Raw genomic sequence first — 25,204 nt, forward strand, 5'->3', positions numbered from 1 at the left:
AACCCGAGAGAGGAATCACGATGGACTACAAAGAGACGGCCGAGAGGATCCTCGAGTACGTCGGCGGCCCCGAGAACGTCGCGAACGTCTCCCACTGCGCCACGCGTCTGCGCCTCATCCTCAAGGACGAGTCCCTTGCCGACGACGACGCCATCCGCGCCCTCGACGGCATCCCGAACGTGGCCCACGGTTCGGGCCAGTACCAGATCCTCGTGGGTATCAACGTGCCCAAGCTCTACGAGCGGTTCCAGCCGCTGGTGTCGGGCAGCGCCGCCGAGACGGCCGTCGCCGTCGACGAGGGGGGCAGCCCCGTCACCAAGGTCTTCAGCGCCATCTCGGCGATCTTCTCGCCGCTTCTGGCCCCCCTGGCCGGCTCCGGCGTGCTCCGCGGCCTCCTGATCCTGTGCACCCAGCTGGGGTGGATAGCGGAGGGCTCGAGCACCTACACGATCCTCTACTCCGCGTCGATGGCCGTGTTCTACTTCCTCCCGGTGCTCCTCGCCGTGAGCGCGGCCAAGCGCTTCGGCGCCAACCCCTACATCTCGGCCCTCATCGGCGCGGCCCTCATCTACCCGGACTTCCTGGGCCTCATGGGCGACGTGGGCAACGGCGCCATGGGCGACTTCTTCGGCATCCCCGTCGTGCTCATGAACTACAGCTCCACCGTCATCCCCATCATCCTGGCCATCTGGGTCTACAGCCACCTCTTCAAGCTCCTCGACTCCAAGGTGCCGGAGGACCTGCAGCTCGTCGTCACGCCCCTCGTGTCGCTCGTCGTGATGGTCCCCCTGACCATGATCGTGATCGGCCCCATCGGCGTGTACGGCGGCGAGCTCATCGCCGCGGGCGTCAACTGGCTCCTCGGCGTGTCCGGCATGGTCGCCGGCGCCGTGGTGGGCGGCGGCTGGTCGGTGCTCGTCTCCGTGGGCATGCACTGGGCCGTGAACCCCATCATGATCAACAACATCGCGCAGAACGGCATGGACTACATCTGCCCCATGACCTTCGCCTGCAACTTCGCCGTCATCGGCGTCGCCCTCGGCGTCTTCCTCAAGGCCAAGGACCGCGACGTGAAGAGCTTCTCCCTCACCGGCGTGATCACCATCGTGCTCTCCGCCATCATCGAGCCCACGCTCTTCGGCCTGCTCGTGAAGAACAAGCGTCTCTTCCTGGCCCAGATCGTCGCGGGCGCCGTGGGTGGCGCGGTCCTCGGCCTCCTGCAGGTGCACACCACCGCCTTCGTGTTCGGCTCCGTGGTGACCTTCCCCGCCTTCATCTCGGCCGACATGATGAACTTCGTGAACGCCATGATCGGCCTCGGCATCTCCACCGTGCTCGGGGCGGTGCTCGGGTACGCCTTCTGCAAGAAGGACGAGAAGCTGGCGTAACGACCGTCCGGGTGCCCGTCCTGCGGGGCGGGCACCCCATTTTTCAGAGAGGAGAGGCCATGGGTCTCTTTGACAGGTTCAAGAAAGGGCCGGCGAGGCCCGACGCGGTGCCGTGCCACTGGGAGCCCCTGACTGTGCTCTCGCCGGTCGACGGTGAGGCGGTCGCTCTCGCGGACGTCCCCGACGACGCGTTCTCCCAGGGGCTCCTGGGGCAGGGGCTCGCCGTGAGGCCGAGCGGGCGGACGGTCTTCTCGCCCGTGGACGGCATTGTGGCCGCCCTGGTGGGCTCCGGCCACGCCGTCGGGCTCGAGACGGCAGACGGTACGGAGGTCCTTGTGCACGTCGGCGTGGACACCGTGGCCATGGAGGGGGAGGGCTTCACGGCCTACGTCTCCCAGGGCGATGCCGTGAGGGCGGGGCAGCCGCTGCTGGGGTTCGACCCCGACGCCATCGCGGCGGCCGGCCATTCCGACGAGGTGATGGTGCTCGTCTCCAACTCCGCCGAGTACGGCGCCGTCACGCCGGCGGCCCCGGGCCCCGTCAAGGCGGGGGAGAGGGTCATAGGATTGCGGTGTTGACCCTTATGGCCTGCCACAGTCTGGAACGAGGGCGCCCCGCCGGCTGGCGGGGCGCCCTCGTTTTCGATACGGGATGAAGTGCCTAGTTGACGGTGACGAGCTCCCCATAGAGGCCGGGAACACTTATGGTGGCTCCGAGGGTGGACTGATACTTGTAAATTCCGATATAGGTTCCACAGACAGTCACAGTGTCATCCTCTAGGACGCGTTTTCCATCGAGAATGGCGGGGTCGAAGCCGACCATTACGACGTCATCGTAGTTTCCATCAGTGGCCACACGAAGATTCGTCTCGGTGTCGCCTTCGACAACTTGCAAGACCTTTCCTGTGATCTTGATATCATGACCGGTGTAGGAGTCGGGGTCACGAGCGAGGTCGTCGTAGGGGATTGACTGGTAGTCTTCGGGGCTCTTCGGCTTTTCCTCCAGTGCGGAAATGGCATCTGTAAGGGCGGTCCTTGCCTGGTCGACCTGGTCCTGTGTGGCGGTTTCGTCCAAGACGGTGGCCTGGGCGCTCTCCAGTGCTGTTTGGAAGGCAGACCAGCTTTCGTCGGTGTAGCCTTCGTTGGTAAGGCCGGTGGCGTTGGTCACCGTACCCTCCAACGTCTTTTTGTCGACTTTCGGGGTTGCGGGTTCTGCTTCCCCCTTGTCAGCGTCGACGTTTTCGACAGTGGTGGCGCTCTGGCTTGTCGGGCTTTCCGATGCTTTGGGTGCTGGGGAGGTTTCGCCCTTTCCTCCCAATCCGACAGCGGCGACGAGAAGAACCGCTGCTATGATTATAATTTTGTTATTAATGTCTTTACCGGCTATTTTCATGGTACCCCCCCGATAGGTATGTGACGACGAAATAAAACAGTCGTCAATTTGACTGGAGTTTTTCAGAACTCTTATAGCAAGATAAGCGATGGGGGGGGGCTGTCAACGCGTATTATCAGCTTGCTTGAAAAATAATTGCCACTATTTGTTTGGCCGGCCTGGCGGCAAAGGCGGAAGGGGGCATTCGGCTCAACGCAGGGCGGCCGCATCCCGTGTGGGATGCGGCCGCCTTTTTCTCCCGATGCCGGGTTCTCTACGCCTCGTCGAAGGCGGCGCAGACGGCGTCCAGGATCACGCTCGCGATCATCTGGGCACGGTTGCTCGTGAAGCTGCCGTCGTACTCGTTGGCGTCGGCCGGCAGCTGGATGCGCACGTAGGGCGGGCGGTGCCGGCTGGCGGCCAGGGAGGTGCGCAGGCGCCGCGGGAGGTCGTCGCCGCAGCGGTCCATGTGCACGGAGGTCACGCCCGGCTGGGCCTCCGGGTCGTCGCAGACGAGCTCGAGGATGGCGGTCACGTCCCCGGGCACCTCGTCGAGGCCGTTGTAGAGGGCGAGGCCGGAGTCCTCGCTCGTGGCGCTCGCGAGGTTCCAGATGCGGCCGGCCACCGTGCGGGCGATGGGCCCGTCGGCGAACAGGGCCAGGTCGTTGTCCTCGAGCACGGAGGCCGCCCGGGCGAAGCCGATGCCCGCCTGGGGCACCGGGCCCTGGGCCTCCTTGCCGCCCCACACGTGGTAGAGGCGCCAGATGGCCTGGAACGTGTCCTGGAAGCACATGCCGTCGGCCAGCATGCCCACGTTGTCCTGGAACTGCTTGACGGCTGCCTCGGTGTGGGCGCCGAAGCATCCGTCGATCTCCCCGCAGGAGAAGCCGAGGATGGACAGCGCGTTCTGCATGGTGCGGACGTCGTTGCCCTTGAAGTTGGGCAGGCGCAGGTAGAGGGTGCGGTCGCCCATGTGGTAGCCCTCGTCCACGAGGGACGACCACATGGTGGCGTCGACGTCGCGCCCGGCCTCGAGGCCGTGGGCGCGGCGGAAGGCCAGGACCGCCTCGGCCGTGGAGGGGCCGAAGCGCTCGGCGTCGCGCTCGTCGGGGGCGATGGCGTAGCCGAGGGAGACGAGACGGTCCTGCACGTCCTCCACGGCGATGCCGTCCATCCCTTCCTTGATTGGATCCATGGTGCTCCTTTTTGTACAGGCGGTGCGTGGTGCGGTGCCCGGGCGGGCCGGGCGGTGTCAGGCGGTGCGGGAGACGAAGAACGAGGGCATGGCCAGGAGGGCGTCGAGGGCCTCGCCGGGCACGAGCCCCACGTCCTCGAGGCGCGTGACGGCGCGGTCCGCGAGGTCCGCGGCGTAGGCGCGGGCGTGGTCCACGGCGCCGGTGGCCTCGAGGATGGAGACGGCGCGGGAGAGCCCCGCGGGGTCGGATGTGCCCGACTCGAGGATCCGCCGGAGCTCGGCGGCCTGCTCGGCCGTGCCGTGCCCCAGGGCCCAGCAGACCATGAGGGTGCGCTTGCCCTCGGTGATGTCGCTCCGGAAGTCCTTGCCCTGGGCGGCGGGGTCGCCGACGACGTTGAGGACGTCGTCCTGGATCTGGAAGGCGAGCCCGGCGTCGAGGCCGAAGGAGCGCAGGGCGTCCACCTGGGCCGACGTTGCCCCGGCCACCATGGCGCCCAGGGCCAGCGGCGAGGCGGCCGAGTAGTGCGCCGTCTTGAGGGTGGCCATGGCCAGGTAGTCCTCGCAGGTCACGTCCCAGCGGCCGTCGCGGGCCCAGCCGAGGTCGAGGGCCTGGCCCTCGACGGTGCGCATCATCATCTCGCAGAGCTCCACCATGACGGCGTGGCGGCAGGCGGCGGGCACGCGCGTGTCGTCGGCCACGCAGGCGAAGCTCTCCACGAGGGAGAGGTCGCCGGCGTTGATCGCCAGCCCCTCCCCCTCGGAGCGGTGCAGGCAGGGGACGCCGCGGCGGGTCTCGGACTCGTCGGCGATGTCGTCGTGGATGAGCGCCGCGCTCTGGAAGTGCTCCACGGCCGCCGCCACGGGCATGGCCGCCGACTCGTCGCCGCCGGTGACGGCGCAGCCCATGAGCACGAGGGCCGGGCGGATGCGCTTGCCGCCGTGGGCCGAGAAGTCCTGGAGGGGGCGGTAGAGGTAGCGGCGCAGGTCGTCGGTGGGGACGAGCGCGTAGGCGGCCGCGAGCTCGGCGTCGACGGCGTCGCGGCGCGCGGCCACGTAGTCGGGGAACGCCTGGGGCACGGCCGCGGACGGGGAGGCGGGCGCCACGTCAGGCACCGAGCCCGTCGGGGTTCTTGGACTGCCAGTTCCAGGAGTCGCGGCACATGTCGGCGAGGTCGTACCGGGCCTTCCAGCCCATCTCGCGCTCGGCCTTGGCGCAGTCGGCGTAGTTCTCGGCGACGTCGCCGGCACGGCGGGCCTCCACGACGTAGGGGATCTCGTGGCCGCAGGCCTCGGAGAAGCACTTGACGACGTCGAGCACGGAGGAGCCCACGCCGGTGCCCAGGTTGAACACCTCGACGCCGGTGCGCCCGTTCATCCAGGCGAGGGCGGCCACGTGGCCGGCGGCCAGGTCGCACACGTGGATGTAGTCGCGCACGCCGGTGCCGTCGGGGGTGGCGTAGTCGTCGCCGAAGACGTGGACGGCCTCGCGCTTGCCCACGGCGGTCTGGGCCACGTAGGGCACGAGGTTGTTGGGGATGCCCTTGGGGTCCTCGCCGATGAGGCCGGAGGGGTGGGCGCCGATGGGGTTGAAGTAGCGGAGGAGCACGACGTCCCACTCGGGGTCGGCCACGGTGAGGTCGGTGAGGACCTGCTCGATCATCCACTTGGTCCAGCCGTAGGGGTTGGTGGCCGGCTTCTTGGGGGAGTCCTCGGTGAGGGGCAGGGAGTCGGGGTCGCCGTAGACGGTGGCCGAGCTGGAGAAGATGATGGCCTTGCAGCCGGCCTCGCGCATGACCTCGCAGAGGGTGAGGGTGCCGCCGATGTTGTTGCTGTAGTACTCGAGCGGCTTCTCGACGGACTCGCCGACGGCCTTGAAGCCGGCGAAGTGGATCACGCGGTCCACGTCGTGGCGCGCGAAGACCTCCTCGAGGGCGGCACGGTCGCAGATGTCCACCTCGTGGAAGGTGCAGCGGGAGAAGGCCTCGTCGCCCACGATCTCGTGGATGCGGTCGAGGACGCGGGGGCTGGAGTTGGAGAGGTCGTCCACGATCACGACGCGGTAGCCGTTCTCGAGCAGGTCGACGACGGTGTGGCTGCCGATGAAGCCGGCGCCTCCGGTGACGAGGACGCAGGTGTCCTCAGGCTTCTTGGGGTCCATGAGTTCTCCTCGCAACGGGAACAGGGATGGGAACCCCACCATAAGACGAACGGGCCGGCCCCCCGTGGGAGACCGGCCCATTTGCGGGAGAAAACCGTAGGCTCGCCAACGCCGGGCACGGCGGGGGCGGGTGCCGCCGGCCTAGGCGAAGCCCCAGCGGGCCGTGACGCCGCCGGCCTGGTAGTAGGAGATCCAGGAGTCGAGGCCGATGGTGCGGATGTAGCCGATGTTGTCCATGACCATGCCGCCTCCGACGTAGATGCCCACGTGGCCGTAGATGCGGCCCGCCACGGTGTGGGGGTGGGAGGGCACGGCCACGAGCATGCCGGGCTGGATGGCGGAGCGGTTGGAGCTCGTGCAGAACGAGTAGTACTGGTCCACGGCGTTGCCGCCGGGGTAGCCGCAGCCGGCGGCCTGGTAGACCTGGCTCACCCACATGGCGCAGTAGCCGGCGCCCGGGGAGGGGACGCGGCCGCAGGCGGCCACGATGGCCGCGCCCTTGCCGGAGGCCGAGCCGCCGGAGCCCGCGAGGGCCGCGCTGGCGCTGGCCGCCTGGGAGCTCGACGCGGCCGCGGCGGCGCGGGCGGCCTCGGCGCGCTCGCGCTCCTCCTGCTCGGCCTTGGCCGACGCCATGATCTCGGCGTCGCGCTGGGCCATGAGCTCCTGGACCTCGGAGGAGAGGCCGGCGAGCATGTTCTGGGTCTCCACCTGCTTGGCCTGCATGGCCTCGAGGTCGGAGGCCTGGGAGGCCTTGAGGTCCTCCAGCTGGGCCTTCTGGGCCTCCAGCTGGGCCTTGGTGTTGTCGAGGGCCTGCTTGGCCGTGGTCACCTCGTCGATGAGGGCGACGTCCGCCTGGGTGACCTTGTTCATGTAGTAGATGTTGCTCGTGAGCTCCTCGAAGCTCGAGGAGGCCATGAGGACCTCGAGGAAGTTGGTGTCGCCGGCCTTGTAGTTGGCGTTCACGCGGGCGGCGAGGAGCTCCTTCTTCTCCTCGAGCTCCCGCTCCTTCTTCTCGATCTCCGCCTCGGTGTCGGCGATCTGGCCGTTGACGTCCTCGATCTTGCCCATGGTCTCGGAGAGCTGGGCGGCGAGACTCTCGTACTCGTCGCCGAGGCGGTCGAGCTCGGCCTGGGCGGCGTCGAGCTGGGCCTGGGCGTCGGCGAGGGCGTCGAGGGTCGACTGGGAGGCCGACGGCCGGGCGAGGGCGCCGGTGACGGGGGTCGCGAGGGCGGCGAGGCCGAGGCCGCAGGCGACCCGGAGGAAGCCGCGGCGGGAGAGGCCGCGGAGGGGGGTGTGGGGGGCGGGGGCTTCCCCGCGGGGGGCGGCGTCGGGGCGCCCCTCTCGGATGGTCTGCGACATTGCGGCTCCGTTCGATCTGCGTGCACGTCGTACCACGGGCGAGGACTTTTTCAGTCGGTTTTGAGGGTCAAAACCATCCCAGTGTAGTCCACGGATGCCGAGGCGTCTAACCGAGCCGCCCCGCCGCCAGCAGTACGGCGAGGTAGACGGCGCAGGCGACCGCCAAGGCCACGTCGGCTCCACGGACCTTGGGCCGCCTCCAAACGGTGCGGGGGCGCGTCGGGTCGTAGCCGCGGGCCTCCAGGGCGAGGGAGAGCCCCTGGGCGTGGCGGAGCGCCCCGGTGAGGGCCGGGACGAGCACGCTCGCGAGGGCGCGCACGCGCCGCACGGGGCCGCCGCGCCCGAGGTCGCCGCCGCGGGCCTCCTGGGCCTCGCGGACGCCCTCGAGCTCGTCGCCGAGGGTGGGGACGAAGCGAAGGGCCAGGGAGAGCACGAGGGCGAGGGGCCCCACCGGAACGCCGAGGCGGGCGAGCGGGGAGAGCAGGCTCGAGAAGGCGCCGGTGAGCTCCGTGGGCGTGGTGGTGGAGAGCAGGAGCGAGCCCGTGAGCACGAGCAGCGTCAGGCGCACCGAGTAGAGGGCCGCCCAGTCGACGCCCCCCTCCGTGACGGAGAGCGGCCCCAGGGACCACACCACGGGCCCCGTGCGGGTCACCAGGAGGTTGAGGCACGAGACGAGCACGAGCGCCGCCACCACGGGCAGGCAGGTGCGCAGGCACCGGAGGGGCGACGTCCGGGCCATGGCGCACAGGCCGAGGAACGCGCCCAGGGCCAGGAGCGCCTGGGCCGGCGTGGCCACCAGGAACGTGGCGGCCATGGCGACGGCGACGGCCAGGGTCTTGACGCGCGGGTCGGCGCGGTGGAGCGGGGAGGAGCCGGGCACGTACCGGCCGATGGATGCCGCCACGGGTCACGCCCCCTCTCTCGGGCCGCGGGCAAGGGCCGCGAGGGCGTCCGCCAGGGCGTCGAGGGTGAGCGGCTCTCCCACGTCGACGCCGCGGCGCTCCCTGAGGAGGTGCGCGGCCTCCAGGGCGCTCGGGAGCCCGAGGCCCAGGCGCCGGAGCTCGCCCGCCCGGGAGAAGACCTCCTCCGGCGTGCCGGAGAGCGCCACGCGCCCGCGGTCGAGCACGGCCACGGACGCCGCCAGCGAGGCGGCGTCGTCCATGTCGTGGGTCACGAGCAGCACGGCCCCGCGCCGCGAGGCGAGGCGGGCCACGGCGTCGCGCACGATGGCGCGCCCCTCGGGGTCGAGGGCGGCCATGGGCTCGTCGAGCACGAGGTTGGCCGGGTCCATGGCCAGGACGCCGGCGATGGCGGCGAGGCGCTGCTGACCGCCGGAGAGCTCGAAGGGCGAGCGGCCGGCCAGGTGACGGATGCCGAGGAACCCGAGGGCGGCCTCGGCGGCCTCGGCGGCCTCGGCGTCGGTGGCGCCGAGGTTCCGGGGCCCGAAGGCCGCGTCCTCGGCGACGGTGGCCGCGAAGAGCTGGCGCTCGGGGCGCTGCATGACGTAGCCCACGGCCCTGGGGAGGCCGGGCCGGCGGCGCGGGCGGCCCAGCACGCCGCGGCGCACCCACGTGGGCGTCCCGTCCACGTGGGCCTCGCCCCCGGTCGGGGCCACGAGGCCGGCCATGGCGCGCAGGAGGGTGGACTTGCCCGACCCGGTGGCGCCGAGCAGGCAGGTCACCCGGCCGTCGCGCGCCTCGAGGTCTACGCCGTCCACGGCGGGGGAGGGGGCGTCGGGGTAGCGGAAGGTGAGGGACCGGGCGGCGAGGCTCATCTCCCCACCTCCCGGGCCACGGCGTCGGCCAGGCGGCCGGCGTCGAGTGTCGCGGGGACGTCCAGCCCGCGCTCGGCGAGGGCGCGGGCGAGCCGCACCGTGAAGGGGGCCTCGAGGGAGAGCCTGGCCAGGGACGGGTCCTCGAGCACCTCCTCGGGGGAGCCCTCCAGGGCCACGCGGCCGCGGTCGAGCACGACCACGCGGTCGGCGGAGGCCGCCTCCTCCATGAAGTGCGTCACATGGACCACGGCGGTGCGGCCGCGGAGGCCGTCGAGCACCCGGGCCACGCCCCGGCGCCCCCGCACGTCCAGGCGGGCGCCGGGCTCGTCGAGCACGAGGAGGTCGGGCTCCATGGCGAGCGCCCCGGCGATGGCCACGCGCTGCTGCTGGCCGCCGGAGAGGCGCGTCGGGTCCGCGTCCGCGAGGTCCGCCATGGCCACGCGGTCGAGCTCCCGGGCCACCGCGGCGCCGATGCGCGCGGGCGGCCACCCGAGGTTCTCGGGCCCGAAGGCCACGTCGTCGGCCACCCGGGTGGTCACGATCTGGTCCTCGGGGTTCTGGAACACCATGGAGATGCGGGAGCGGGCCTCCGCGTAGGAGGCGCCGTCGGGGCGGCCGTCGGAGAAGCAGGTCAGGCCCATGAGCTCCACCGTGCCCCCGTCGGGCGCGCTGATGGCGGCCACGAGCCGGGCCAGGGTGGACTTGCCGGAGCCGTTGGCGCCCAAAAGGCACAGGCGCTCGCCGGGGGCCACGTCGAGGTCCACGCCGTCGAGGGCCCAGGTGGCGCCCCCGTCGTAGGAGAAGCGCACGCCCCTGAGGGAGCAGGCGGGGCCGCGCCCGGTGGCGGGTGCCACCGCTACCGGCCCACCATGTCGGAGACCGGCTTGTAGGCCAGCCAGCACACGACGTCGTTGAGCACGACCTTGATGAGGTTGAACGGCAGGAGCACCGGTACGATGAGCGCCACGACGGCGTCCACGGGCACGCCGCTGTAGAGGGGCGTGATGACGATGTTGCCGGCCACGGCCACAACTATGGCCACGACCGATCCCAGCGCGAGGCCGGCCGCGGCGCCCGCGCGGGTGTGGCGGCGGCGGTAGACGAGGGACGCCGGGAGCACGGCGGCGAGGGAGCACGCCATGCCCATGACGGCGCCGAACGGCTCGACGAACAGGTGGATCACCCAGGGGAGCACCGCGACGCAGCTTCCCACGGCCGGCCCGAAGGCCAGGCCCGCCACGAGGCCCACGATGCCGGAGGGGTCGTACTTGAGGTAGGGCGCCGGCGGGAACAGGGGGATCTCGATGAAGCTCGCCACGATGGCCAGGGCGCAGAACAGCGCCGAGACGGCCACCCGCCGGCTGTTCCAGCCGCCGGAGGACGAGGACGTGGCATGGGAGGAGGGACGGTTCTGCTGCGCAGGCATGGCGACTCCGTTTCTTTCATCCGGACTGTGACCGTTGGCCCCGGACTCTCACCGGGTCGGCCGCGCGCACGCGGTTCGCGGGCTTCCCCCTCGGGGGTTACCGCCAGTGGGGACTTCCACCCCGCCCTGAAACTGACGCCACGAGCTTACCCCTCTTTGGGGCCGCCTGTCCTGCCGCGTCGGCGCATGCGCCCCGAGATGCGCCCGGCGGCGGTCGCTGCGATGACGATGGCGCCGGTGATGGCGCCGCCCCTTCCGCCGCCGCGGGGCCCGGGCGCGGCCCGCGGCCCGGCGCCGGAATCGCCCGGGGCGCCGGCCCCCTCGGGGTCGTCGCCGGCGTCCCGGTGGGCCGCGCCGTCGCCGTCGGCCCCGGCGCCGTCGAGCTCCCCCTCCACGTCGGGGTCGAGGGCCAGGAGCGTGAGGTCGCGCTCCACGGGCTCGTCGAAGTCCCAGAGCAGCCCCGTCGCGTCGTCCACCCAGTCCGTGCCCCCGTCGTCGGGGCGGTCGAGCACGGCGCCGGGCTCCACCAGGGTCACGGCGGGGTCCGAGCCGTCGGCGGCCATGAACCGCACCTCCCACACCGGCGCGGCCGAGAGGCGGCGCTCCTCGCTGTCGAGCACGAAGCGCGACGCCGTGCCGGCAGCGCCCTCCTCGCACCAGCCGAGGGCGGCCAGGGAGGGGTCGTCGTCGGGGGCGTCGAGGGTGAAGGTGCCCCGCGACCCGTCGTCGAGGTAGTTGTAGAAGTCGTTGGCCGTCTCGGCGGTGTTGCGCCCCACGAGGGCGCCCACCACGCTCGCGGTGCCGGCGTTGAGGATGCCCCCGCCGCGCCGTGCGGAGTTGTGGGCCACGGTGCCGCCCGCGAGCTCGAGCGAGCCCGAGTTCACGACGCCGCCGCCCATGTCGCCCGCGGCGTTGTGGACGATGACGGCGCGCTCGGCCTCCGCCGAGCCTCGGTTGTAGAGGGCGCCGCCGCTCATGGCGGCGTTGTGGGAGAGGCCAGAGGCCCCCAGGCGAACGGAGCCCACGTTGTAGATGCCGCCGCCCATGCCCTGGGAGGCGTTGTGGACGATGGTGGCCCGGTCGCAGGAGAGCAGGCCCGTGTTGTAGATGCCGCCGCCGCCGAACTGCGTGGAGTTGGCGCAGTTGTCCACGATGTCGCCGGTGGCGATGGCCACCCGGCCCCGGGCGTTGTAGATGCCGCCGCCGTAGAGGGCGCGGTTGTTGGAGAGGCCCGCGCCGTCCACGTCCACGGTGCCGGAGCGGGTGTTGTAGAGGCCGCCTCCGGTGTAGAGGGCGCGGTTGCCCGCGATGATGCCCTCGCCCAGGACCAGCCTGCCGGTGTTGTAGACGCCCCCGCCCGAGCCCTGCACGCCGTCGGCGGCGTTGCCCACGATGGAGCCGCCCTCCACGGAGGCGGTGCCGCGGTTGTAGACGCCGGCGCCGGAGTCGGCGGTGTTGCCCGAGACGACGGCGGAGCGCTCGTGGAGCGTGCCGGCGTTGAAGACGCCGCCGCCGAAGGACGCGCGGTTGTCGGCCACGTCGCCGCCCTCGAGCAGCACGGTGCCGGTGCTGTAGAGGCCGCCGCCGCGGTGGAGGGCCCGGTTGTTGGCGATGCGCCCGCCGGAGACCTCCACGAGGCCGCGGCCCACGCAGTAGACGCCGGCCCCGTGCACGGCGCGGTTGCCCTCGACGGAGCCGCCGGTCATGGAGAGGGTGGCCTTGTCCACATAGACGCCGCCGCCGTAGAGGACGCCGTCGCCCTCCTGGCGGCAGTTGTCCTGGACCGACCCCGCCTCGATGAGGAGGCAGGCGCCGTCGAGCACCTGGACGGCCGCGCCCGGCGCGGCCTCGGTGCCGAGGCTCGTGCAACCCGAGACGCGGCCGCCGCCCATGCGCGCCACGGCCCCCTGGCCGGAGACCCGGAGCGCGCAGGGGGAGGGCTCGGCCTCGGAGGGCGCGGCGACCCAGCCGTCCAGGGCCGAGCAGGGGCCCAGGTTGGCCGTGCCGCGGCAGTCGACCAGGCACGACGACGGCGCCGGCGTCCCGGGTGCGCCGGGTCTCGCCAGGAGGGCGCAGTCGAGGTCGAGGCGGCCGCCGCCGTCCACCGAGAGGAGGGGCGCGGCGCCCGTGCCCGGGGTCACGAGGAGAGACCCGGCCAGGCGCAGGCGGCCCCCGTCGGCCACCGAGAACATCTGCGACACGCCCGGCGCGAAGCGCACCGACGTGGCGCAGCCCATGACGTCGAGGCTGCGGCCGGGGCCCACGGGGACGGGGCCGTCGACCACGACCGACGCGGGGAGGGCCGCCGCGCAGCCGCCCTCGGCCACGAGGGCGCGCAGCTCGTGCCAGGTGGAGACGGGGACCGGGGCGCTCATGACGAGAAGGGTCCCACGAACCGCACCTCGGGCTCGAGCTCGACGCCGAAGCGCTCGCGGACGGTCTCGCGCACGTGGGCGATGACGGCGGCGACGTCGGCGGCGGTGGCGCCGCCCAGGTTCACCACGAAGCCCGCGTGCTTCTCCGACACGGCGGCGCCGCCCACGGTGTAGCCCTTGAGGCCGGCGTCGCCGATGAGCTTGCCGGCGAAGTGTCCCTCGGGGCGCTTGAAGGTGGAGCCGGCGCTGCCGAGCTCGAGGGGCTGCTTGGACGCGCGGCGCTCGGTGAGGTCGTCCATCTTGGAGCGGATCGCGTCCGCGTCGCCGGGGGCGAGCAGGAACGTGGCCGACACAACCGTGAGGCCGTCGGTGCGCACGCGGCTCGTGCGGTAGCCGAGGGCGAGGTCGGCGGCGGCGACGGTCTCGGTGTGGCCGTCGGGGAACATGCACTCGCACGACTCGAGGACGTCGGCGATGCAGCCGTCGTAGGCGCCGGCGTTCATGAAGACGGCGCCGCCCACGGTGCCCGGGATGCCGCAGGCGAACTCGAGGCCCGTGAGGGAGAGGGCCGCCGCCATCTCGGAGGCCTCCGGGAGCGAGACGCCGGCCTGGCACGTGACGCGGCAGCCGTCGTGGGAGACGTCGTCGAGGCCACGGGTCGTGTCCACCACGACGCCGCGGTAGCCGGCGTCGGAGACCAGCAGGTCGGACCCCTTGCCCAGGACGAGGTGGGGCGCGCCGTGCTCGCGGAGCACACGGAGGCAGGAGGCGAGGCCGCCCGCGCCGCGCGGCGTCACGAAGACGTCGGCGGGGCCGCCCAGGTGGAAGGTCGTGTGGGCCGCCATGGGCTCGCCCAGGGTCACGCAGTCCTCGCCGAGCTCGGCGCCCAGGGCCTCGGCCACGGCGTAGCGGTCGTAGCCCGACGCCACGGCGTCCACGATGCGGGCGCAGCGCAGGGAGTCGGCCAGGGGCATGACGGGGCTCTCCTGGGCGCCGGAGAGCAGGGAGTCGGTGAACGAGGCGATCTCGGCCGAGAAGTCGTCGCCGGGCAGCGGGCACTCGACGAGCTCGTCGTCGGCGCCGTCGCGGCGCAGCACGGCGTGCTCCGGGCGGGTGACCTCCAGCACCTCGACGGAGCCGAGGCTGCCGGAGATGGTGATGCGGGAGTCGTCGTCGGCGTCGGCCGAGACGTCGACCGTGCACGCCACGTCGCCCAGGGTGAGCTCGCAGCGGTCGGAGCGGTCCACCTCGTCGCGGTAGGTGTGGGAGCACGCGGAGACCGAGATGGCGCCCTCGGCGTACTCGTCGGCCCAGGCGGCGCCGTAGATGCCGAGGTCGAGGGCCGCGCCGCCGCCCACGGGGTCGTTGTACCAGTGGCCGTCGCCGTGCTCGATGGTGCGCCTGAGGGTGAAGGCCACGGACCCCACCTCGCCGATGGCGCCGTCGGCGACGAGGCCGCGGACCTTCTGGTAGAGCGGGGTGAAGCGCGGCTTCATGGCCTCGACGTAGAGGCGGTCGTGGTCCACGGCCGCCTGGGCCACCCGGGAGAACTCTGCCGCGGTGAGGGCCGCGGGCTTCTCGCAGAGCACCGCCTTGCCGGCCTCGAGGGCCTTGACGGACCACTCGGCGTGCATGGACGCCGGCAGCGCCACGTAGACGGCGTCCACGTCGTCGCGGGCGAGCAGGGCGTCGTGGTCCGCGCAGGCGTCGCAGCGGAACTCGGAGGCGAAGGCCTCCACGTGGGCGGGTGTGCGGCCGCTGGCCGCGACGAGGGTGCCCCGGGGCTCCCCCGCGAGGGAGGCGGCGAACCTCCTGGCGATGGACCCTGCGCCGAGGACGCCCCACCTGACCGTATCTGACACGATTCCTACCTTCCGGCGCGCCGCGGGGACGCGCGAATGCTCGGTTCCAGGACATCCCGTGTTCTACCCCAACCGCGCCCGGGCTCCAAGGCGGTCGTCCGGGAGGGGAGGTCCTATCCATCAGTATAGAAGTAAAATTACAGGAATCAATCAGGTTCATTTTGGGAGGGCCCTTTTGGCGCACTGCGCCCCGCCGCGTCCGTGCCATGATGGGCAGGCCCTCAAACCGTCGCGAAAGGGGTCCCATGGACGTCCTCGTGTTGCTCCTGTCCGTCGTGGCCGCCGCCGCGTCCGTGGCCGCCTGCCTCGTGGCCGCGCGCGCCGCCCGGGCCGCCGGCTCCGCCGCCGCCGCGGTGTCCGACCTCGGGCGCCGCCAGGCCGACGACGCCGGCTCGCTCGCCTCGTCGCTCGCCCGCGTGGACGGCGCCCAGGGCCAGGGCCTGCGCTCCATGGAGGCCCTGCGCCAGGACGTGGCCTCCCGGCTCAGCTCCGTCGACGGCCGCCTCGACGCCATGTCGTCCACCGTGGGCCTGCAGCTGGCCCGCACCACCGACACCGTGGTGGGGCAGCTCTCCTCCATCCGCGAGGACAACGCGCGCCAGCTCGAGCAGATGCGCGCCACCGTCGACGAGAAGCTCGAGCGCACCCTCAACGACCGCCTGGCCACGTCGTTCCGCCAGATCAGCGACCAGCTGGAGTCGGTCCACCGCGGCCTCGGCTCCATGCAGGCCCTGGCGTCGGACGTGGGCGACCTGCGCCGGGTGCTCTCCAACGTCAAGACCCGCGGCATCCTGGGCGAGGTGCAGCTGGGGGCCATCCTGTCCGAGGTCCTGGCACCCGACCAGTACGCCTGCGACGTGGCCTGCAAGCCCGGCAGCCGCGACCGCGTGGAGTTCGCCGTCAAGGTGCCTGTGGAAGGCGGCGACCCGGTCCTGCTCCCCATCGACGCCAAGTTCCCCGGCGACCTCTACGCCCGCCTCGCGGACGCCCAGGGGGCGGGTGACGCCGAGGCCGCGGCCAAGGCGCGCAAGGAGCTGGAGGCGCGCATCCGCCAGGAGGCCAGGGACATCTCCTCCAAGTACCTGGCCGTGCCGGCCACCACGGGCTTCGCCATCATGTTCCTGCCCTTCGAGGGCCTCTACGCCGAGGTGGTCTCCACCCCGGGCCTCGTGGAGCGGCTCCAGCGCGAGCACTCCGTGGTGGTGGCGGGGCCGTCCACCATGGCCGCGCTGCTCAACAGCCTCCAGCTCTCGTTCCAGACCTTCGCCCTCCAGCGCCAGACCAACGAGGTCATGGCCGTGCTCCAGGCCGTGCGCGCCGAGCTGCCCCGCTACCAGGACGCCCTGCGCCAGGCCAAGCGCCGCATCGACCTCGCCGGCGACGCCGTGGACAAGATCATCACCACCCGCACCAACGCCATGGAGCGCACCCTGCGCTCCGTGACCCTCACCGACGGCGCCCCCGCGGCGCCCGCCGACGCCTTGGGCGAAAGCGCCGGGGACGGGGACGGCGGGGAGGGGCTGTGAGCCGCCGCACGGCGCGCCGCGGGCGGCTGCGGCTCCTCTGGGCCGTCTGTCTCGTCGCCCTCGCCGCGGTCCTTTTCCTTCCCGGCACCGGCCTCGCCTGGCGCGCCGGCGCCCTGCTCCGCCCGCAGCCGGAGCCCGTGGGCCTCTCGGCGGACGGGCGGATCGAGGACGTGCCCGTCTTCGAGGGCGACCTCGTGGTCCCCGTGGGCGACGGCAAGGCGGACTTCGGAGCCGACGACGGCCGCACGGACCCCTTCGAGGAATACGCGCCGCTGGACGGCGAGGGCCGCTGCGGCGCCGCCTACGCCAACGTGTGCGAGGAGACCATGCCCGCCGGCGAGCGCGGGGCCATCTCCGAGGTGCGCCCCACGGGCTGGCGCCAGGCGAGCTACCCGTGGGTGGACGGCGAGATGCTCTACAACCGCTGCCACCTCATCGCCTGGAGCCTCACCGGCGAGGACGCCAACGAGCGCAACCTCGTCACCGGCACCCGGACCATGAACGCGGGGTCCATGGTGCCCTACGAGACCTCGGTGGCAGACCACGTGCGCAGGACGTCCCACCACGTGCTCTACCGGGCCACGCCCGTCTTCGTGGGCGACGAGGAGGTCTGCCGCGGCGTGCGCCTGGAGGCCCGCTGCGTGGAGGGCGACGGCGAGCTGTCGTTCGACGTCTTCTGCCACAACGTGGAGCCCGGCGTCTCCATCGACTACGCCACCGGCGAGTCGGAGGCCGACGGCACCCGTGGGGAGGCCGTGGCGGCGCTGCCCCCGGCGGGCGGCACCGAGCGGGGCGACTACGTGCTCAACGTGCGCTCGAGGCGGTTCCACCGGCCCGACTGTCCCGGGCTCTCCTCGGCGTCGGCGGCCAACCTGGAGGACTTCTCCGGCGACCGCTCCGACCTCCTCGAGGAGGGCTACGAGCCCTGCGGCACCTGCAGGCCGTGAGCCGCGCCGCGACACCACGGGGCGCCGGGGCGCATCTTGCGCGCCCATGACGACGTCTCGTGCCGGCGCCGCGGGTCCCGGGCCGCGTCCGTGGCACCGTGGGTGCCGAGGAAGGGAGGGCCCATGAGGGTCGAGATCGTCGAGGACCCGGCGTTCACCGAGACCGTGGTGCGCATCGGCTGCGCCCGGCTCGACCAGGAGGTCGCCGACCTCGTCGCGCGTCTGAGGATCCTCGACCGCACCGTGGTGGGCGTCGAGGACGGGACCACGTACGTGGTCCCCGCCTCCGAGGTGCGCTTCGTGGAGTCGGTCGACCGCCGCTGCTTCGCCTACACGGCCGACCGGGTGCTCGAGAGTCGCCTCACCCTCGCGGAGTTCGAGGACCGCCTGGGCGACGTCGGCTTCGTGCGGGCGTCCAGGTCGTGCATCGTTAACCTCTCCCACGTGGCCGCCCTGCGGCCCGACATCAACGGCCGGCTCCGCGCCGTGCTCGACACCGCCGAGGAGCTCCAGGTCTCGCGCAGCTTTGTGAGGCCGCTCAAGCGCGCCCTCGGCATGGAGTGAGGAGGCAAGTCATGGCAACGGACAGGAACGGCCGGGCCCCCCACGGGGCCGAGCGCCCGTCGTGGCCGTCGGTGCTCTCGTCGGTCGCGGTCAGGGCCTGCGTGATCTTCACCGTGGCGTGCGCCGTCGCCCTGACGGTGGGGACGGTCGCGGGCGCGGCGGGGGTGGCCTACGGCTGGTCGCTCCTGGCGGCCTCGGCCGCGGGGGCCGCGCTCCAGGCGGTCTTCTTCACCGACGTCCTCATCCGGGGTGTCCCGTACCCGGTGCGCGTGCTGCTCTTCGGCGTGGGGTTCTACGGGCTGCTCGCCTGGGTGGCCGCGGCGTGCCGCTGGTTCCCTGTGGACCGTCCCGGGGCCTGGGCCATGTTCACGGCGTTCTACCTGGGCGGTCTCGTGGCGGGTTGCGTCGTGCAGGCCGTGCGGGAGCGCGTCGAGGAGCGGCGCCTCGCCGAGCACCTCGACCGCTGGAAGGGTGGGCGCCCCTGAGCGCGCGCCGCTACCCCGCCTCGGTCACGGCCAGCTGCCCGACCGCGTCGGTCACGGCTAGCCGCCCGGTCGCATCGGTCGCGGCCACCTGCCCGGCCGCCTCGGTCGCGGCCAGCCGCCCGATGGCGTCCAGGGCCACGACCACCCGGTCGAGACGCTCGAAGTCGTCCCCGTCGTCGGTCATGACGGCGATGACGTAGGCCGTGTCGCCGCGCTCCACCACGCCGGCGTTGACGGTGGACGACTCCGACTCCACGGCGATCCAGCCGGGCTTGGACCAGCTGGCGGTGACACCCTCCAGGGACGGGATGACGCTGTTGGCGGGCTCCGAGAAGACCGACGCGGCGAACGTGTCCCCCTCGGCGTCCTGCGCCTGGATGTAGGGGTAGGCCTGCACCCAGAGGCCGGCAAGCTGGCGGGGCGTGAGGTCCACGTAGGAGCCGGCGTCCTCGTCGAGGGTCTCGTCGGACCCGGCGGCCTCGAGCCACTCGTTGATCCGGTCGGTGCCGAAGGCGCTCTTGACCCGGTAGTAGGAGTTGTTGTCGGAGTCCACGATGGCGCTGGCCACGGAGCCGGAGAGGGCGCCGGGCGCGCCGGAGCCCTCGTCGGAGAGGACCGAGAGCACGTAGGGGCCCTTGATGGCACTGGCCGCGTAGTAGGCGGTGTCCTCGTTGTGGGCCGAGATGACCGTGCCGTCGGTGGTGCATAGGTACCAGCCCACGGTGTCGCCCTGCCCCTGGATGGCCGAGACCGCCTGGACGAGGTCGGAGGCCGCCGTCGCGGTGGAGGCCGCCCCCTGCAGGAGGTCGTGGGGGCCGGCGGCAGCGGCGGACATCGTCGCCGTGCGCGCCGGGGCCAGGCGGGCGGCCTCGGCGTTGCCGGCCACGCACGACGCCACGAGCGCCGCGGCCGTCACGGCCGCGGCCACCGCGGCCCAGAGGAGGGCGCGCGCCGGCGCGGCGGGGCGGCCGACGGCGCTCCTGAGGAGGGGGAGGGACGGCCGGCGTCGGGTGCCGGGCCCCGTGAGGCCCCGGTGCGCACGGGCGCCGGGGAGCGCGGGCCCCGTGCCGCGGCCGTGGGCCCGACCCTGGCGGGCCTCGGCCCGGGCCGCGCGGTGGGCGGCCGACGCCGCCACCGACCCCGTGCGGCGCCCGCCGTGGGCGGGGCGGTCGCCTCGGGAGGAGGTGCGCGCGTCGGCCGCTGGCCTGCCGTGGGCGGGTGCGGCGTCGCGGCGCCTGTCGCCGGCGGGGCGGTCGCGGTCCGCTGACGGCCGCTCTCTGGAAGTTCGGGCCATGGAAACCTCCCCGGGCCTCATGCCCCTCGTGTGTGGCGCCTGTTCGGGGCCACAGCATAGCGTTGGTCGGCGGCCCGTCGCCAGGGCCTGTCCCCCGGGCTAGTTCTTGAGGCTGTTGAGCGGTGCGGGGAAGTGGCCCCCGCGGTGGGCGAGGACGGTCCCTGCGTGGGGGTTCACCGCCATGACGGGCGCCTCGCCGAAGAGGCCGCCGAACACGAGGGTGTCTCCCGCCTCCTTGCCGATGGCGGGGATGATGCGCACGGCCGTGGTCTTGTTGTTGATGACGCCGATGGCCATCTCGTCGGCGATGATGCCGGCGAGGGCCTCCACCGTGGTGTCGCCCGGGACGGCGATCATGTCGAGGCCCACGGAGCACACGCAGGTCATGGCCTCGAGCTTCTCGAGGGAGATGGCGCCGTCGCGGGCGGCGCGAATCATGTCGGCGTCCTCCGACACCGGGATGAAGGCGCCCGACAGGCCGCCCACGCTCGAGCTGGCCATGACGCCGCCCTTCTTGACGGCGTCGTTGAGCAGGGCCAGGGCGCACGTGGTGCCCGGGCCGCCGCACTCTCCCACGCCGATGATCTCGAGGATGCGGGCCACGGAGTCGCCCACGGCGGGGGTGGGGGCCAGCGAGAGGTCGACGATGCCCTTGGCCACGCCGAGCCGCCTGGCGGCCTCGCGGCTCATGAGCTCGCCGGCGCGGGTGATCTTGAAGGCGGTCTCCTTGATGCGCTCGGCCACCTCGTTGAGGCTCGCGGTGGGGGGCAGCTGCTCGAGGGCGGCGGCCATGACGCCGGGGCCCGAGACGCCCACGTTGATCACGGCGTCCGCCTCGCCCGTGCCGTGGACGGCGCCGGCCATGAAGGGGGAGTCCTCCACCATATTGGCGAAGACCACGAGCTTGGAGGCGGCCACGCACTGCTCGTCCCGGGTTAGCTCGGCGCACTCGAAGATCTTCTCGGCCATGAGCAGCACGGCGTCCATGTTGATGCCCGCGCGCAGGGTGGCCACGTTGACGCTCGAGCAGACGCGGGAGGTCCCGGCCAGGGCCTCGGGGATGGACTGGATGAGGCGGCGGTCGGAGTCGCCCACGCCCTTCTGGACGAGGGCCGAGAAGCCGCCGATGAAGTCGACGCCGAGGGTCTCCGCCGCGCGGTCGAGGGCGTGGGCCACGGGGGTGAGGTCCTCGTCGGGGCAGGCCGCGGCCACCTGGGCCACCGGTGTCACCGAGACGCGCTTGTTGATGATGGGGATGCCGTACTCGCGCTCCAGCGACTCCGCCACGGGGACGAGGCGCTCCGCCGTGCGGCACACGTGGTCGTAGACCTTGGAGCAGAGGGCGTCCATGGAGGGGTCGGCGCACGAGCCCAGGGAGATGCCCATGGTGACGGTGCGGATGTCGAGGTTCTGCTGCGAGACCATGTTGAGGGTCTCGAAGACCTCCTCGGGCGTGATGGACATGGGGCCTCCGTTCTCGGCGTTGCGGTCCCGCCATTGTATACGAGGACGCATCCGTCACGCGGGATGTGGCGGCGGTGCCTGGCCCATCTGTCACTTCGCCTATTACGATCTCAATGCCCCGCCGCCGTGCGCCCGCCGGGCGGCCGCGACGTCCGAACCGCTTCGGCCGCACCCGTGCCGTGCCGGTGGGCGAGGGGGGCTCAGCGGCGGCGCAGGCTGATCCAGCCGTGGCAGGCGATGAGGGCCGCCCACGCCACGCCGAGCACCCGGTGTGCCGCCTGCGCCGCCTCGCGCCCGCCCAGGGGCGCCCACGCCAGCGGGGTGGCCGCGAGCACCGTGAGCACCATGAGGGCGGCGAGGGCGCAGCCCATGGCGAGGCGCCGGCGCGCAGACGCCTCGGTGCGGGCCCCGCGCACGAGCGACGCGACCCCCTTGCGGCTCGCCGCCAGGTGCGCGACGGCGAGGACGACGAGCGCCATGCCGCACAACCTGTGGGTCTGGGCGCCGAGGGCGGGGGAGAGGGCGCAGGTGACGGTGGCCACGACGAGGGCGCCGGTGAGGGGGCTCGCCGCCCGGCGCCGCCCCCGGCGGCTGGCGGCGCGGCCGGGCCCTGCCGCCCCGCGGGCGGCGACGGCGACGGCATGGGCGTTCTCTGCGGCGTTCATGGGCACACCTTCCCTTTTGTTAGTCTCGGCCAACTCGTTTACGGTGGGGCCCAACCTACCAGCAAACCGTTAACTCCGGTTAACTCATGGGTCGCTCCACAGCATCCCCGCAACCATCCGGGACGCGCCACCGTGGTGCGATTCCACCGTGGCGCGGTCCCCATGACCTACACTGGATGGCCCGGCGGAACCCGGCGAGAGGAGCCCCATGACCCACGCGTCAACGCCCGAGGACGTGCTCAAGGACGTCTTCGGGTACGACTCGTTCAGGCCGCACCAGCGCGAGGTCGTCGGCGCCGCCCTCGACGGCCGCGACGCCCTCGCCGTCATGCCCACCTCCGCCGGCAAGTCCATCTGCTACCAGGTGCCGGCCATCCTGCTGTCCGGCGTGGCCGTGGTGGTCTCGCCGCTCATCTCCCTCATGGCCGACCAGGTGGCCGCCCTCGAGGCCTGCGGCGTGGAGGCCGCCTACCTCAACTCCACGCTCTCTGCCGCCGAGCAGGCCGACGTCCTCGCCCGCGTCGCGCGCGACCTCGACCTCCTCTACGTGGCCCCCGAGCGCCTGGGCGACCCGCGCCTCGCCGCCGCCGTGGCGCGCCGCGGCTGCCCCCTCGTGGCCGTGGACGAGGCCCACTGCATCTCCCAGTGGGGCGCCGACTTCCGCCCCGACTACCTGCGCATCCGCGACGCCGTCGACGCGGTGGCCGCCGCCCAGGGCTCGCGCCCGGCCATCCTCGCGCTCACCGCCACGGCCACCGACGCCGTGCGCGCCGACATCGCGGCGTCGCTCGGGCTCGTCGACCCCCTCCGCGTGGTGGCGAGCTTCGACCGCCCCAATCTGGCCTTCTCCTGCGAGCGCTTCTCCAACGAGCGCCGGCGCACCGACTGGATCGTCTCCTACGTGCGTGCCCACGCCGACGCCTCGGGCATCATCTACTGCGCCACCCGCAAGCAGGTGGACGCCCTCCACGAGGCGCTCAGGGCCTCCGGGGTCCGCGCCGCCCGCTACCACGCCGGCATGGCCGAGGCCGAGCGCGCCCAGGCCCAGGACGACTTCACCCACGACCGCTGCTGCTGCGTCGTGGCCACCAACGCCTTCGGCATGGGCATCGACAAGTCCGACGTCTCCTACGTGCTGCACCGCTCGCTGCCCCTCACGCTCGAGGCCTACTACCAGGAGGCCGGCCGCGCGGGGCGCGACGGCTCGCCGGCCGAGTGCGTGCTGCTCTACCGGGAGGCCGACCTCCAGACGGCGCGCTTCCTCATCTCCCACGGGTCGGAGGCCGCAGACGGCGACCCGGGGGCCGAGGCCCGGCTCCAGGCCGCCTACGGCAGGCTCGAGGCCATGCGCCGCTACGCGGTGTCCGAGCGGTGCCTGCGCCAGCGGATCCTCGCGTACTTCGGCGAGGAGGCCCCGGACCGCTGCGGGCCCGGCGTGGAGGCCTGCGGGGTGTGCCGCGACGCCGAGGCCCGGGCGGCCGCGGGCACGGCCGACGAGGACCGCACCACCGACGCCCTCAAGGTCCTCTCCTGCGTGGCCCGGCTGCAGTGCCAGGGGCGCCTGCAGGGCCGCGCCCGGGTGAGCGCCGTGCTCACGGGCTCGCACTCCGCCGACATCCTGGACCGCGGGCTCGACCGCCTCTCCACCTACGGGCTGCTCTCGTCGGCAGGCACCGCCGGCGTGGACCGCCTGGTGGACGTGCTGGTGGACCGCGGCCTGCTCGCCTTCACCGCCGAGGAGCGCCCGGTGCTGTACCTCACCGAGGAGGGCTCCGCCTACCTGCACAGCCGGGAGCCGCTCATGCTGGCCCTCGGGGCGCGCGGGGCGTCGGCCGCGCACGGCGGCTTCGGGCGGGGGAGGGCCTTCGGCTCGGGCGGCGGTCCCGTGGACGAGGCGCTCTTCCAGCGCCTGCGCGACGTGCGCCGCGAGCTCGCCGGCGACTCCCCGGCCTACGTCGTTGCCACCAACGCCGCCCTGGAGGAGATCTGCCGCAGGCGCCCCACCACCCGGGAGGAGCTCCTCGAGGTGCCGGGCATGGGCCGCCGCAAGGTGGAGCGCTACGGCGACGAGCTGCTTGAGGCGGTGCGCCAGGCCGCGGGGTGACGGCGGCCGCACGGGAACGCCCGCCCGTATCGTCGGATACGGGCGGGCGTTCGAACCGCTTTCTATGACGTTGGGACCCGGGCTCCGGGTGCCGTGGGGCCTTACAGCGTGGTCCCGAACCACTTCTGCTCGAGCTTGTCCATGGTGCCGTCGTCCTCGAGGTCCTTGAGGGCCTGGTTGATCTTCTCGGTGAGGCCGGGGTTGTCCTTGGACACCACGATGCCGTACTGCTCGCCGGTGGGGATCTCGGTGGTCACCTCGAGGTCGGAGTAGGCGATCTTGATCTCGTACTGGGCCACGGGCAGGTCGCACACCACGGCGTTGTAGAGGCCGCTCTGCAGGCCCGTGAGGCACTGGATGATGTCGTCCAGGGGCACGCAGGTGGCGTTGGGCAGGTTCTCCTTGACCCAGGACTCGCCGGTGGTGCCGGACTGCACGGCCACCTGGGTGCCGGCGACGTTGAGGGTGTCCACGTCGGTGGCGGTGGCGCCCTTCTTGACCACGATGGCCTGGTTGGAGTCCATGTAGGGGTCGGTCATGTCGACCTCCTCCAGGCGCTCGTCGGTGATGGTGACCGCGCCGATGGAGACGTCGGCCTTGCCGCCCTGCTTGATGGTGGGGACGATGGTGTCGAACTGCACGGAGGGCAGGATGTTGGGCTCGAGGCCGAGCTTGTCGCAGACCGCCTTGTACACGTCGACGTCGAAGCCCTCGAAGTCGCCGCCGTTCTCCGCGCCCATCGAGACGAAGGGCGGGAAGTAGAAGTTGGAGATCATGGTGAGCTTGCCGTCCTCGACCAGCGCGTAGTCGTCGGTCGTGGAGGTGTCGGGCTCCTGGGCGGAGGAGCCGGACGGGGAGGGCGAGCCGCCGCAGGCCACGAGGGTCACGGCGAGCACGGCTGCCAGCATGCAGCCGAGCACGGTGGAAAGGTGGGGCTTCTTCTTCATGGTTGCTCCTTGTGCTGTCGCGTCGGGCGTGAGGAGGATGCTGACACGGGTGCGGGGGAGTGCTCCCCTAAAGGGGCACCTTGAAACAGTCTTGTTATAGAAAGTGGCCTAATACACGTTTTTTGACACATTGTCCGGGCGAATACGCGAATGAGTGCATAGATATCCTCCGAACGGTCGGAGGCCCCAGGCGGCTGGGACAGAAGTGCCCGACCATTGGGACAGAAGTGTCCGGGTGGTGGGACGGCGGTCCACTGGTATGCCGCGGCGATTTTTGGGGAACCATTTGCACGGCATGTG

At 72.4% G+C, this 25,204-nt stretch carries 22 protein-coding genes and 1 riboswitch; of the genes, 7 read left to right on the forward strand and 15 right to left on the reverse strand.

The window, feature by feature from the left end; genetic code table 11:
- Positions 1-20: 20 nt before the first annotated feature.
- Positions 21-1,388, forward strand: coding sequence for a PTS transporter subunit EIIC (locus NFR49_RS08850; protein WP_251159232.1), 1,368 nt, complete (start codon positions 21-23; stop codon positions 1,386-1,388).
- A gap of 59 nt (positions 1,389-1,447) precedes the next feature.
- On the forward strand, positions 1,448-1,966 hold the full coding sequence (locus NFR49_RS08855; protein WP_251159233.1) for a PTS sugar transporter subunit IIA: 519 nt from the start codon (positions 1,448-1,450) through the stop codon (positions 1,964-1,966).
- A gap of 82 nt (positions 1,967-2,048) precedes the next feature.
- On the opposite strand, the gene NFR49_RS08860 is transcribed toward NFR49_RS08855, so the two are convergent.
- The 11 genes from NFR49_RS08860 to murB form a co-directional block, all read right to left on the reverse strand.
- On the reverse strand, positions 2,049-2,780 hold the full coding sequence (locus tag NFR49_RS08860) for an FIVAR domain-containing protein (RefSeq protein ID WP_251159234.1): 732 nt from the start codon (positions 2,778-2,780) through the stop codon (positions 2,049-2,051).
- A gap of 253 nt (positions 2,781-3,033) precedes the next feature.
- Positions 3,034-3,954 (reverse strand): peptidoglycan-binding domain-containing protein, encoded by a 921-nt coding sequence (locus NFR49_RS08865; protein ID WP_251159235.1) that lies wholly within the window; start codon positions 3,952-3,954, stop codon positions 3,034-3,036.
- Positions 3,955-4,011: 57 nt separating this feature from the next.
- Positions 4,012-5,067 (reverse strand): polyprenyl synthetase family protein, encoded by a 1,056-nt coding sequence (locus NFR49_RS08870; RefSeq protein WP_251159236.1) that lies wholly within the window; start codon positions 5,065-5,067, stop codon positions 4,012-4,014.
- Complete coding sequence (gene galE, locus NFR49_RS08875) at positions 5,060-6,112, reverse strand: UDP-glucose 4-epimerase GalE (protein WP_251159237.1); 1,053 nt, start codon at positions 6,110-6,112, stop codon at positions 5,060-5,062. Before galE ends, NFR49_RS08870 begins: the two co-directional genes overlap by 8 nt.
- 141 nt (positions 6,113-6,253) lie before the next feature.
- Positions 6,254-7,471 carry a coiled-coil domain-containing protein gene (locus NFR49_RS08880; RefSeq protein ID WP_251159238.1) on the reverse strand — a complete coding sequence of 406 codons (1,218 nt, stop codon included), beginning with the start codon at positions 7,469-7,471 and terminating at the stop codon, positions 6,254-6,256.
- A gap of 106 nt (positions 7,472-7,577) precedes the next feature.
- Entirely contained in the window at positions 7,578-8,375 is a 798-nt protein-coding gene (locus NFR49_RS08885) for an energy-coupling factor transporter transmembrane component T family protein (protein WP_251159239.1), read from the reverse strand.
- A gap of 3 nt (positions 8,376-8,378) precedes the next feature.
- Positions 8,379-9,245, reverse strand: a complete 867-nt coding sequence (locus tag NFR49_RS08890) for an energy-coupling factor ABC transporter ATP-binding protein (protein WP_251159240.1) — start codon at positions 9,243-9,245, stop codon at positions 8,379-8,381.
- The gene (locus tag NFR49_RS08895; RefSeq protein WP_251159241.1) at positions 9,242-10,099 is read right to left on the reverse strand and encodes an ATP-binding cassette domain-containing protein; all 858 of its coding nucleotides are present in this window, start codon (positions 10,097-10,099) and stop codon (positions 9,242-9,244) included. The genes NFR49_RS08890 and NFR49_RS08895 overlap by 4 nt, the downstream gene beginning before the upstream one ends.
- A gap of 2 nt (positions 10,100-10,101) precedes the next feature.
- Positions 10,102-10,671: an ECF transporter S component gene (locus NFR49_RS08900; protein ID WP_251159242.1), complete on the reverse strand. Its 570-nt coding sequence runs from the start codon at positions 10,669-10,671 to the stop codon at positions 10,102-10,104.
- Positions 10,672-10,675: 4 nt separating this feature from the next.
- Positions 10,676-10,809: riboswitch (FMN riboswitch) on the reverse strand.
- An 8-nt stretch (positions 10,810-10,817) separates the two neighbouring features.
- On the reverse strand, positions 10,818-13,046 hold the full coding sequence (locus NFR49_RS08905; RefSeq protein ID WP_251159243.1) for an autotransporter outer membrane beta-barrel domain-containing protein: 2,229 nt from the start codon (positions 13,044-13,046) through the stop codon (positions 10,818-10,820).
- The gene (murB, locus tag NFR49_RS10200; RefSeq protein WP_338032534.1) at positions 13,043-14,908 is read right to left on the reverse strand and encodes a UDP-N-acetylmuramate dehydrogenase; all 1,866 of its coding nucleotides are present in this window, start codon (positions 14,906-14,908) and stop codon (positions 13,043-13,045) included. Before murB ends, NFR49_RS08905 begins: the two co-directional genes overlap by 4 nt.
- A 245-nt stretch (positions 14,909-15,153) precedes the next feature.
- On the opposite strand from murB, the gene NFR49_RS08920 reads away from it, so the two are divergent.
- The 4 genes from NFR49_RS08920 to NFR49_RS08935 all read left to right on the forward strand — a co-directional run bounded on the left by NFR49_RS08920 (position 15,154) and on the right by NFR49_RS08935 (position 18,430).
- Positions 15,154-16,434, forward strand: coding sequence for a DNA recombination protein RmuC (locus tag NFR49_RS08920; RefSeq protein ID WP_251159244.1), 1,281 nt, complete (start codon positions 15,154-15,156; stop codon positions 16,432-16,434).
- A complete protein-coding gene (locus NFR49_RS08925) occupies positions 16,431-17,381 on the forward strand; it encodes a DNA/RNA non-specific endonuclease (protein ID WP_251159245.1) in 951 nt (316 codons plus the stop codon). Before NFR49_RS08920 ends, NFR49_RS08925 begins: the two co-directional genes overlap by 4 nt.
- A 123-nt stretch (positions 17,382-17,504) precedes the next feature.
- On the forward strand, positions 17,505-17,945 hold the full coding sequence (locus NFR49_RS08930; protein WP_251159246.1) for a LytTR family DNA-binding domain-containing protein: 441 nt from the start codon (positions 17,505-17,507) through the stop codon (positions 17,943-17,945).
- Positions 17,946-17,956: 11 nt separating this feature from the next.
- The gene (locus NFR49_RS08935) at positions 17,957-18,430 is read left to right on the forward strand and encodes a hypothetical protein (RefSeq protein ID WP_251159247.1); all 474 of its coding nucleotides are present in this window, start codon (positions 17,957-17,959) and stop codon (positions 18,428-18,430) included.
- 10 nt (positions 18,431-18,440) lie between these two features.
- Here NFR49_RS08935 and NFR49_RS08940 read toward each other — a convergent pair whose 3' ends face one another.
- The 3 genes from NFR49_RS08940 to NFR49_RS08950 form a co-directional block, all read right to left on the reverse strand.
- The gene (locus NFR49_RS08940; protein ID WP_251159248.1) at positions 18,441-19,724 is read right to left on the reverse strand and encodes a class A beta-lactamase-related serine hydrolase; all 1,284 of its coding nucleotides are present in this window, start codon (positions 19,722-19,724) and stop codon (positions 18,441-18,443) included.
- A gap of 99 nt (positions 19,725-19,823) precedes the next feature.
- The gene (locus tag NFR49_RS08945) at positions 19,824-21,188 is read right to left on the reverse strand and encodes a PFL family protein (RefSeq protein ID WP_251159249.1); all 1,365 of its coding nucleotides are present in this window, start codon (positions 21,186-21,188) and stop codon (positions 19,824-19,826) included.
- Between the two features lie 200 nt (positions 21,189-21,388).
- Positions 21,389-21,853 (reverse strand): hypothetical protein, encoded by a 465-nt coding sequence (locus NFR49_RS08950; protein ID WP_251159250.1) that lies wholly within the window; start codon positions 21,851-21,853, stop codon positions 21,389-21,391.
- A 208-nt stretch (positions 21,854-22,061) separates the two neighbouring features.
- On the opposite strand from NFR49_RS08950, the gene NFR49_RS08955 reads away from it, so the two are divergent.
- On the forward strand, positions 22,062-23,957 hold the full coding sequence (locus tag NFR49_RS08955; protein ID WP_251159251.1) for a RecQ family ATP-dependent DNA helicase: 1,896 nt from the start codon (positions 22,062-22,064) through the stop codon (positions 23,955-23,957).
- 101 nt (positions 23,958-24,058) lie between these two features.
- On the opposite strand, the gene NFR49_RS08960 is transcribed toward NFR49_RS08955, so the two are convergent.
- Positions 24,059-24,904 carry an ABC transporter substrate-binding protein gene (locus NFR49_RS08960; RefSeq protein ID WP_251159252.1) on the reverse strand — a complete coding sequence of 282 codons (846 nt, stop codon included), beginning with the start codon at positions 24,902-24,904 and terminating at the stop codon, positions 24,059-24,061.
- Between the last annotated feature and the right edge of the window lie 300 nt (positions 24,905-25,204).

Origin of the sequence: Caniella muris (assembly GCF_943193035.1) — a bacterium.
Taxonomy (GTDB): domain Bacteria; phylum Actinomycetota; class Coriobacteriia; order Coriobacteriales; family Atopobiaceae; genus Granulimonas; species Granulimonas faecalis.

Excerpts from the sequence above, each read along its gene's own strand:
- NFR49_RS08850 (WP_251159232.1), top strand. The coding sequence starts at position 21 with ATGGACTACAAAGAGACGGCCGAGAGGATCCTCGAGTACGTCGGCGGC.
- NFR49_RS08855 (WP_251159233.1), top strand. The coding sequence starts at position 1,448 with ATGGGTCTCTTTGACAGGTTCAAGAAAGGGCCGGCGAGGCCCGACGCG.
- NFR49_RS08860 (WP_251159234.1), bottom strand. The coding sequence starts at position 2,780 with ATGAAAATAGCCGGTAAAGACATTAATAACAAAATTATAATCATAGCA.
- NFR49_RS08865 (WP_251159235.1), bottom strand. The coding sequence starts at position 3,954 with ATGGATCCAATCAAGGAAGGGATGGACGGCATCGCCGTGGAGGACGTG.
- galE (WP_251159237.1), bottom strand. The coding sequence starts at position 6,112 with ATGGACCCCAAGAAGCCTGAGGACACCTGCGTCCTCGTCACCGGAGGC.
- NFR49_RS08880 (WP_251159238.1), bottom strand. The coding sequence starts at position 7,471 with ATGTCGCAGACCATCCGAGAGGGGCGCCCCGACGCCGCCCCCCGCGGG.
- NFR49_RS08890 (WP_251159240.1), bottom strand. The coding sequence starts at position 9,245 with ATGAGCCTCGCCGCCCGGTCCCTCACCTTCCGCTACCCCGACGCCCCC.
- NFR49_RS08900 (WP_251159242.1), bottom strand. The coding sequence starts at position 10,671 with ATGCCTGCGCAGCAGAACCGTCCCTCCTCCCATGCCACGTCCTCGTCC.
- NFR49_RS08905 (WP_251159243.1), bottom strand. The coding sequence starts at position 13,046 with ATGAGCGCCCCGGTCCCCGTCTCCACCTGGCACGAGCTGCGCGCCCTC.
- NFR49_RS08920 (WP_251159244.1), top strand. The coding sequence starts at position 15,154 with ATGGACGTCCTCGTGTTGCTCCTGTCCGTCGTGGCCGCCGCCGCGTCC.
- NFR49_RS08930 (WP_251159246.1), top strand. The coding sequence starts at position 17,505 with ATGAGGGTCGAGATCGTCGAGGACCCGGCGTTCACCGAGACCGTGGTG.
- NFR49_RS08935 (WP_251159247.1), top strand. The coding sequence starts at position 17,957 with ATGGCAACGGACAGGAACGGCCGGGCCCCCCACGGGGCCGAGCGCCCG.
- NFR49_RS08940 (WP_251159248.1), bottom strand. The coding sequence starts at position 19,724 with ATGGCCCGAACTTCCAGAGAGCGGCCGTCAGCGGACCGCGACCGCCCC.
- NFR49_RS08945 (WP_251159249.1), bottom strand. The coding sequence starts at position 21,188 with ATGTCCATCACGCCCGAGGAGGTCTTCGAGACCCTCAACATGGTCTCG.
- NFR49_RS08950 (WP_251159250.1), bottom strand. The coding sequence starts at position 21,853 with ATGAACGCCGCAGAGAACGCCCATGCCGTCGCCGTCGCCGCCCGCGGG.
- NFR49_RS08955 (WP_251159251.1), top strand. The coding sequence starts at position 22,062 with ATGACCCACGCGTCAACGCCCGAGGACGTGCTCAAGGACGTCTTCGGG.
- NFR49_RS08960 (WP_251159252.1), bottom strand. The coding sequence starts at position 24,904 with ATGAAGAAGAAGCCCCACCTTTCCACCGTGCTCGGCTGCATGCTGGCA.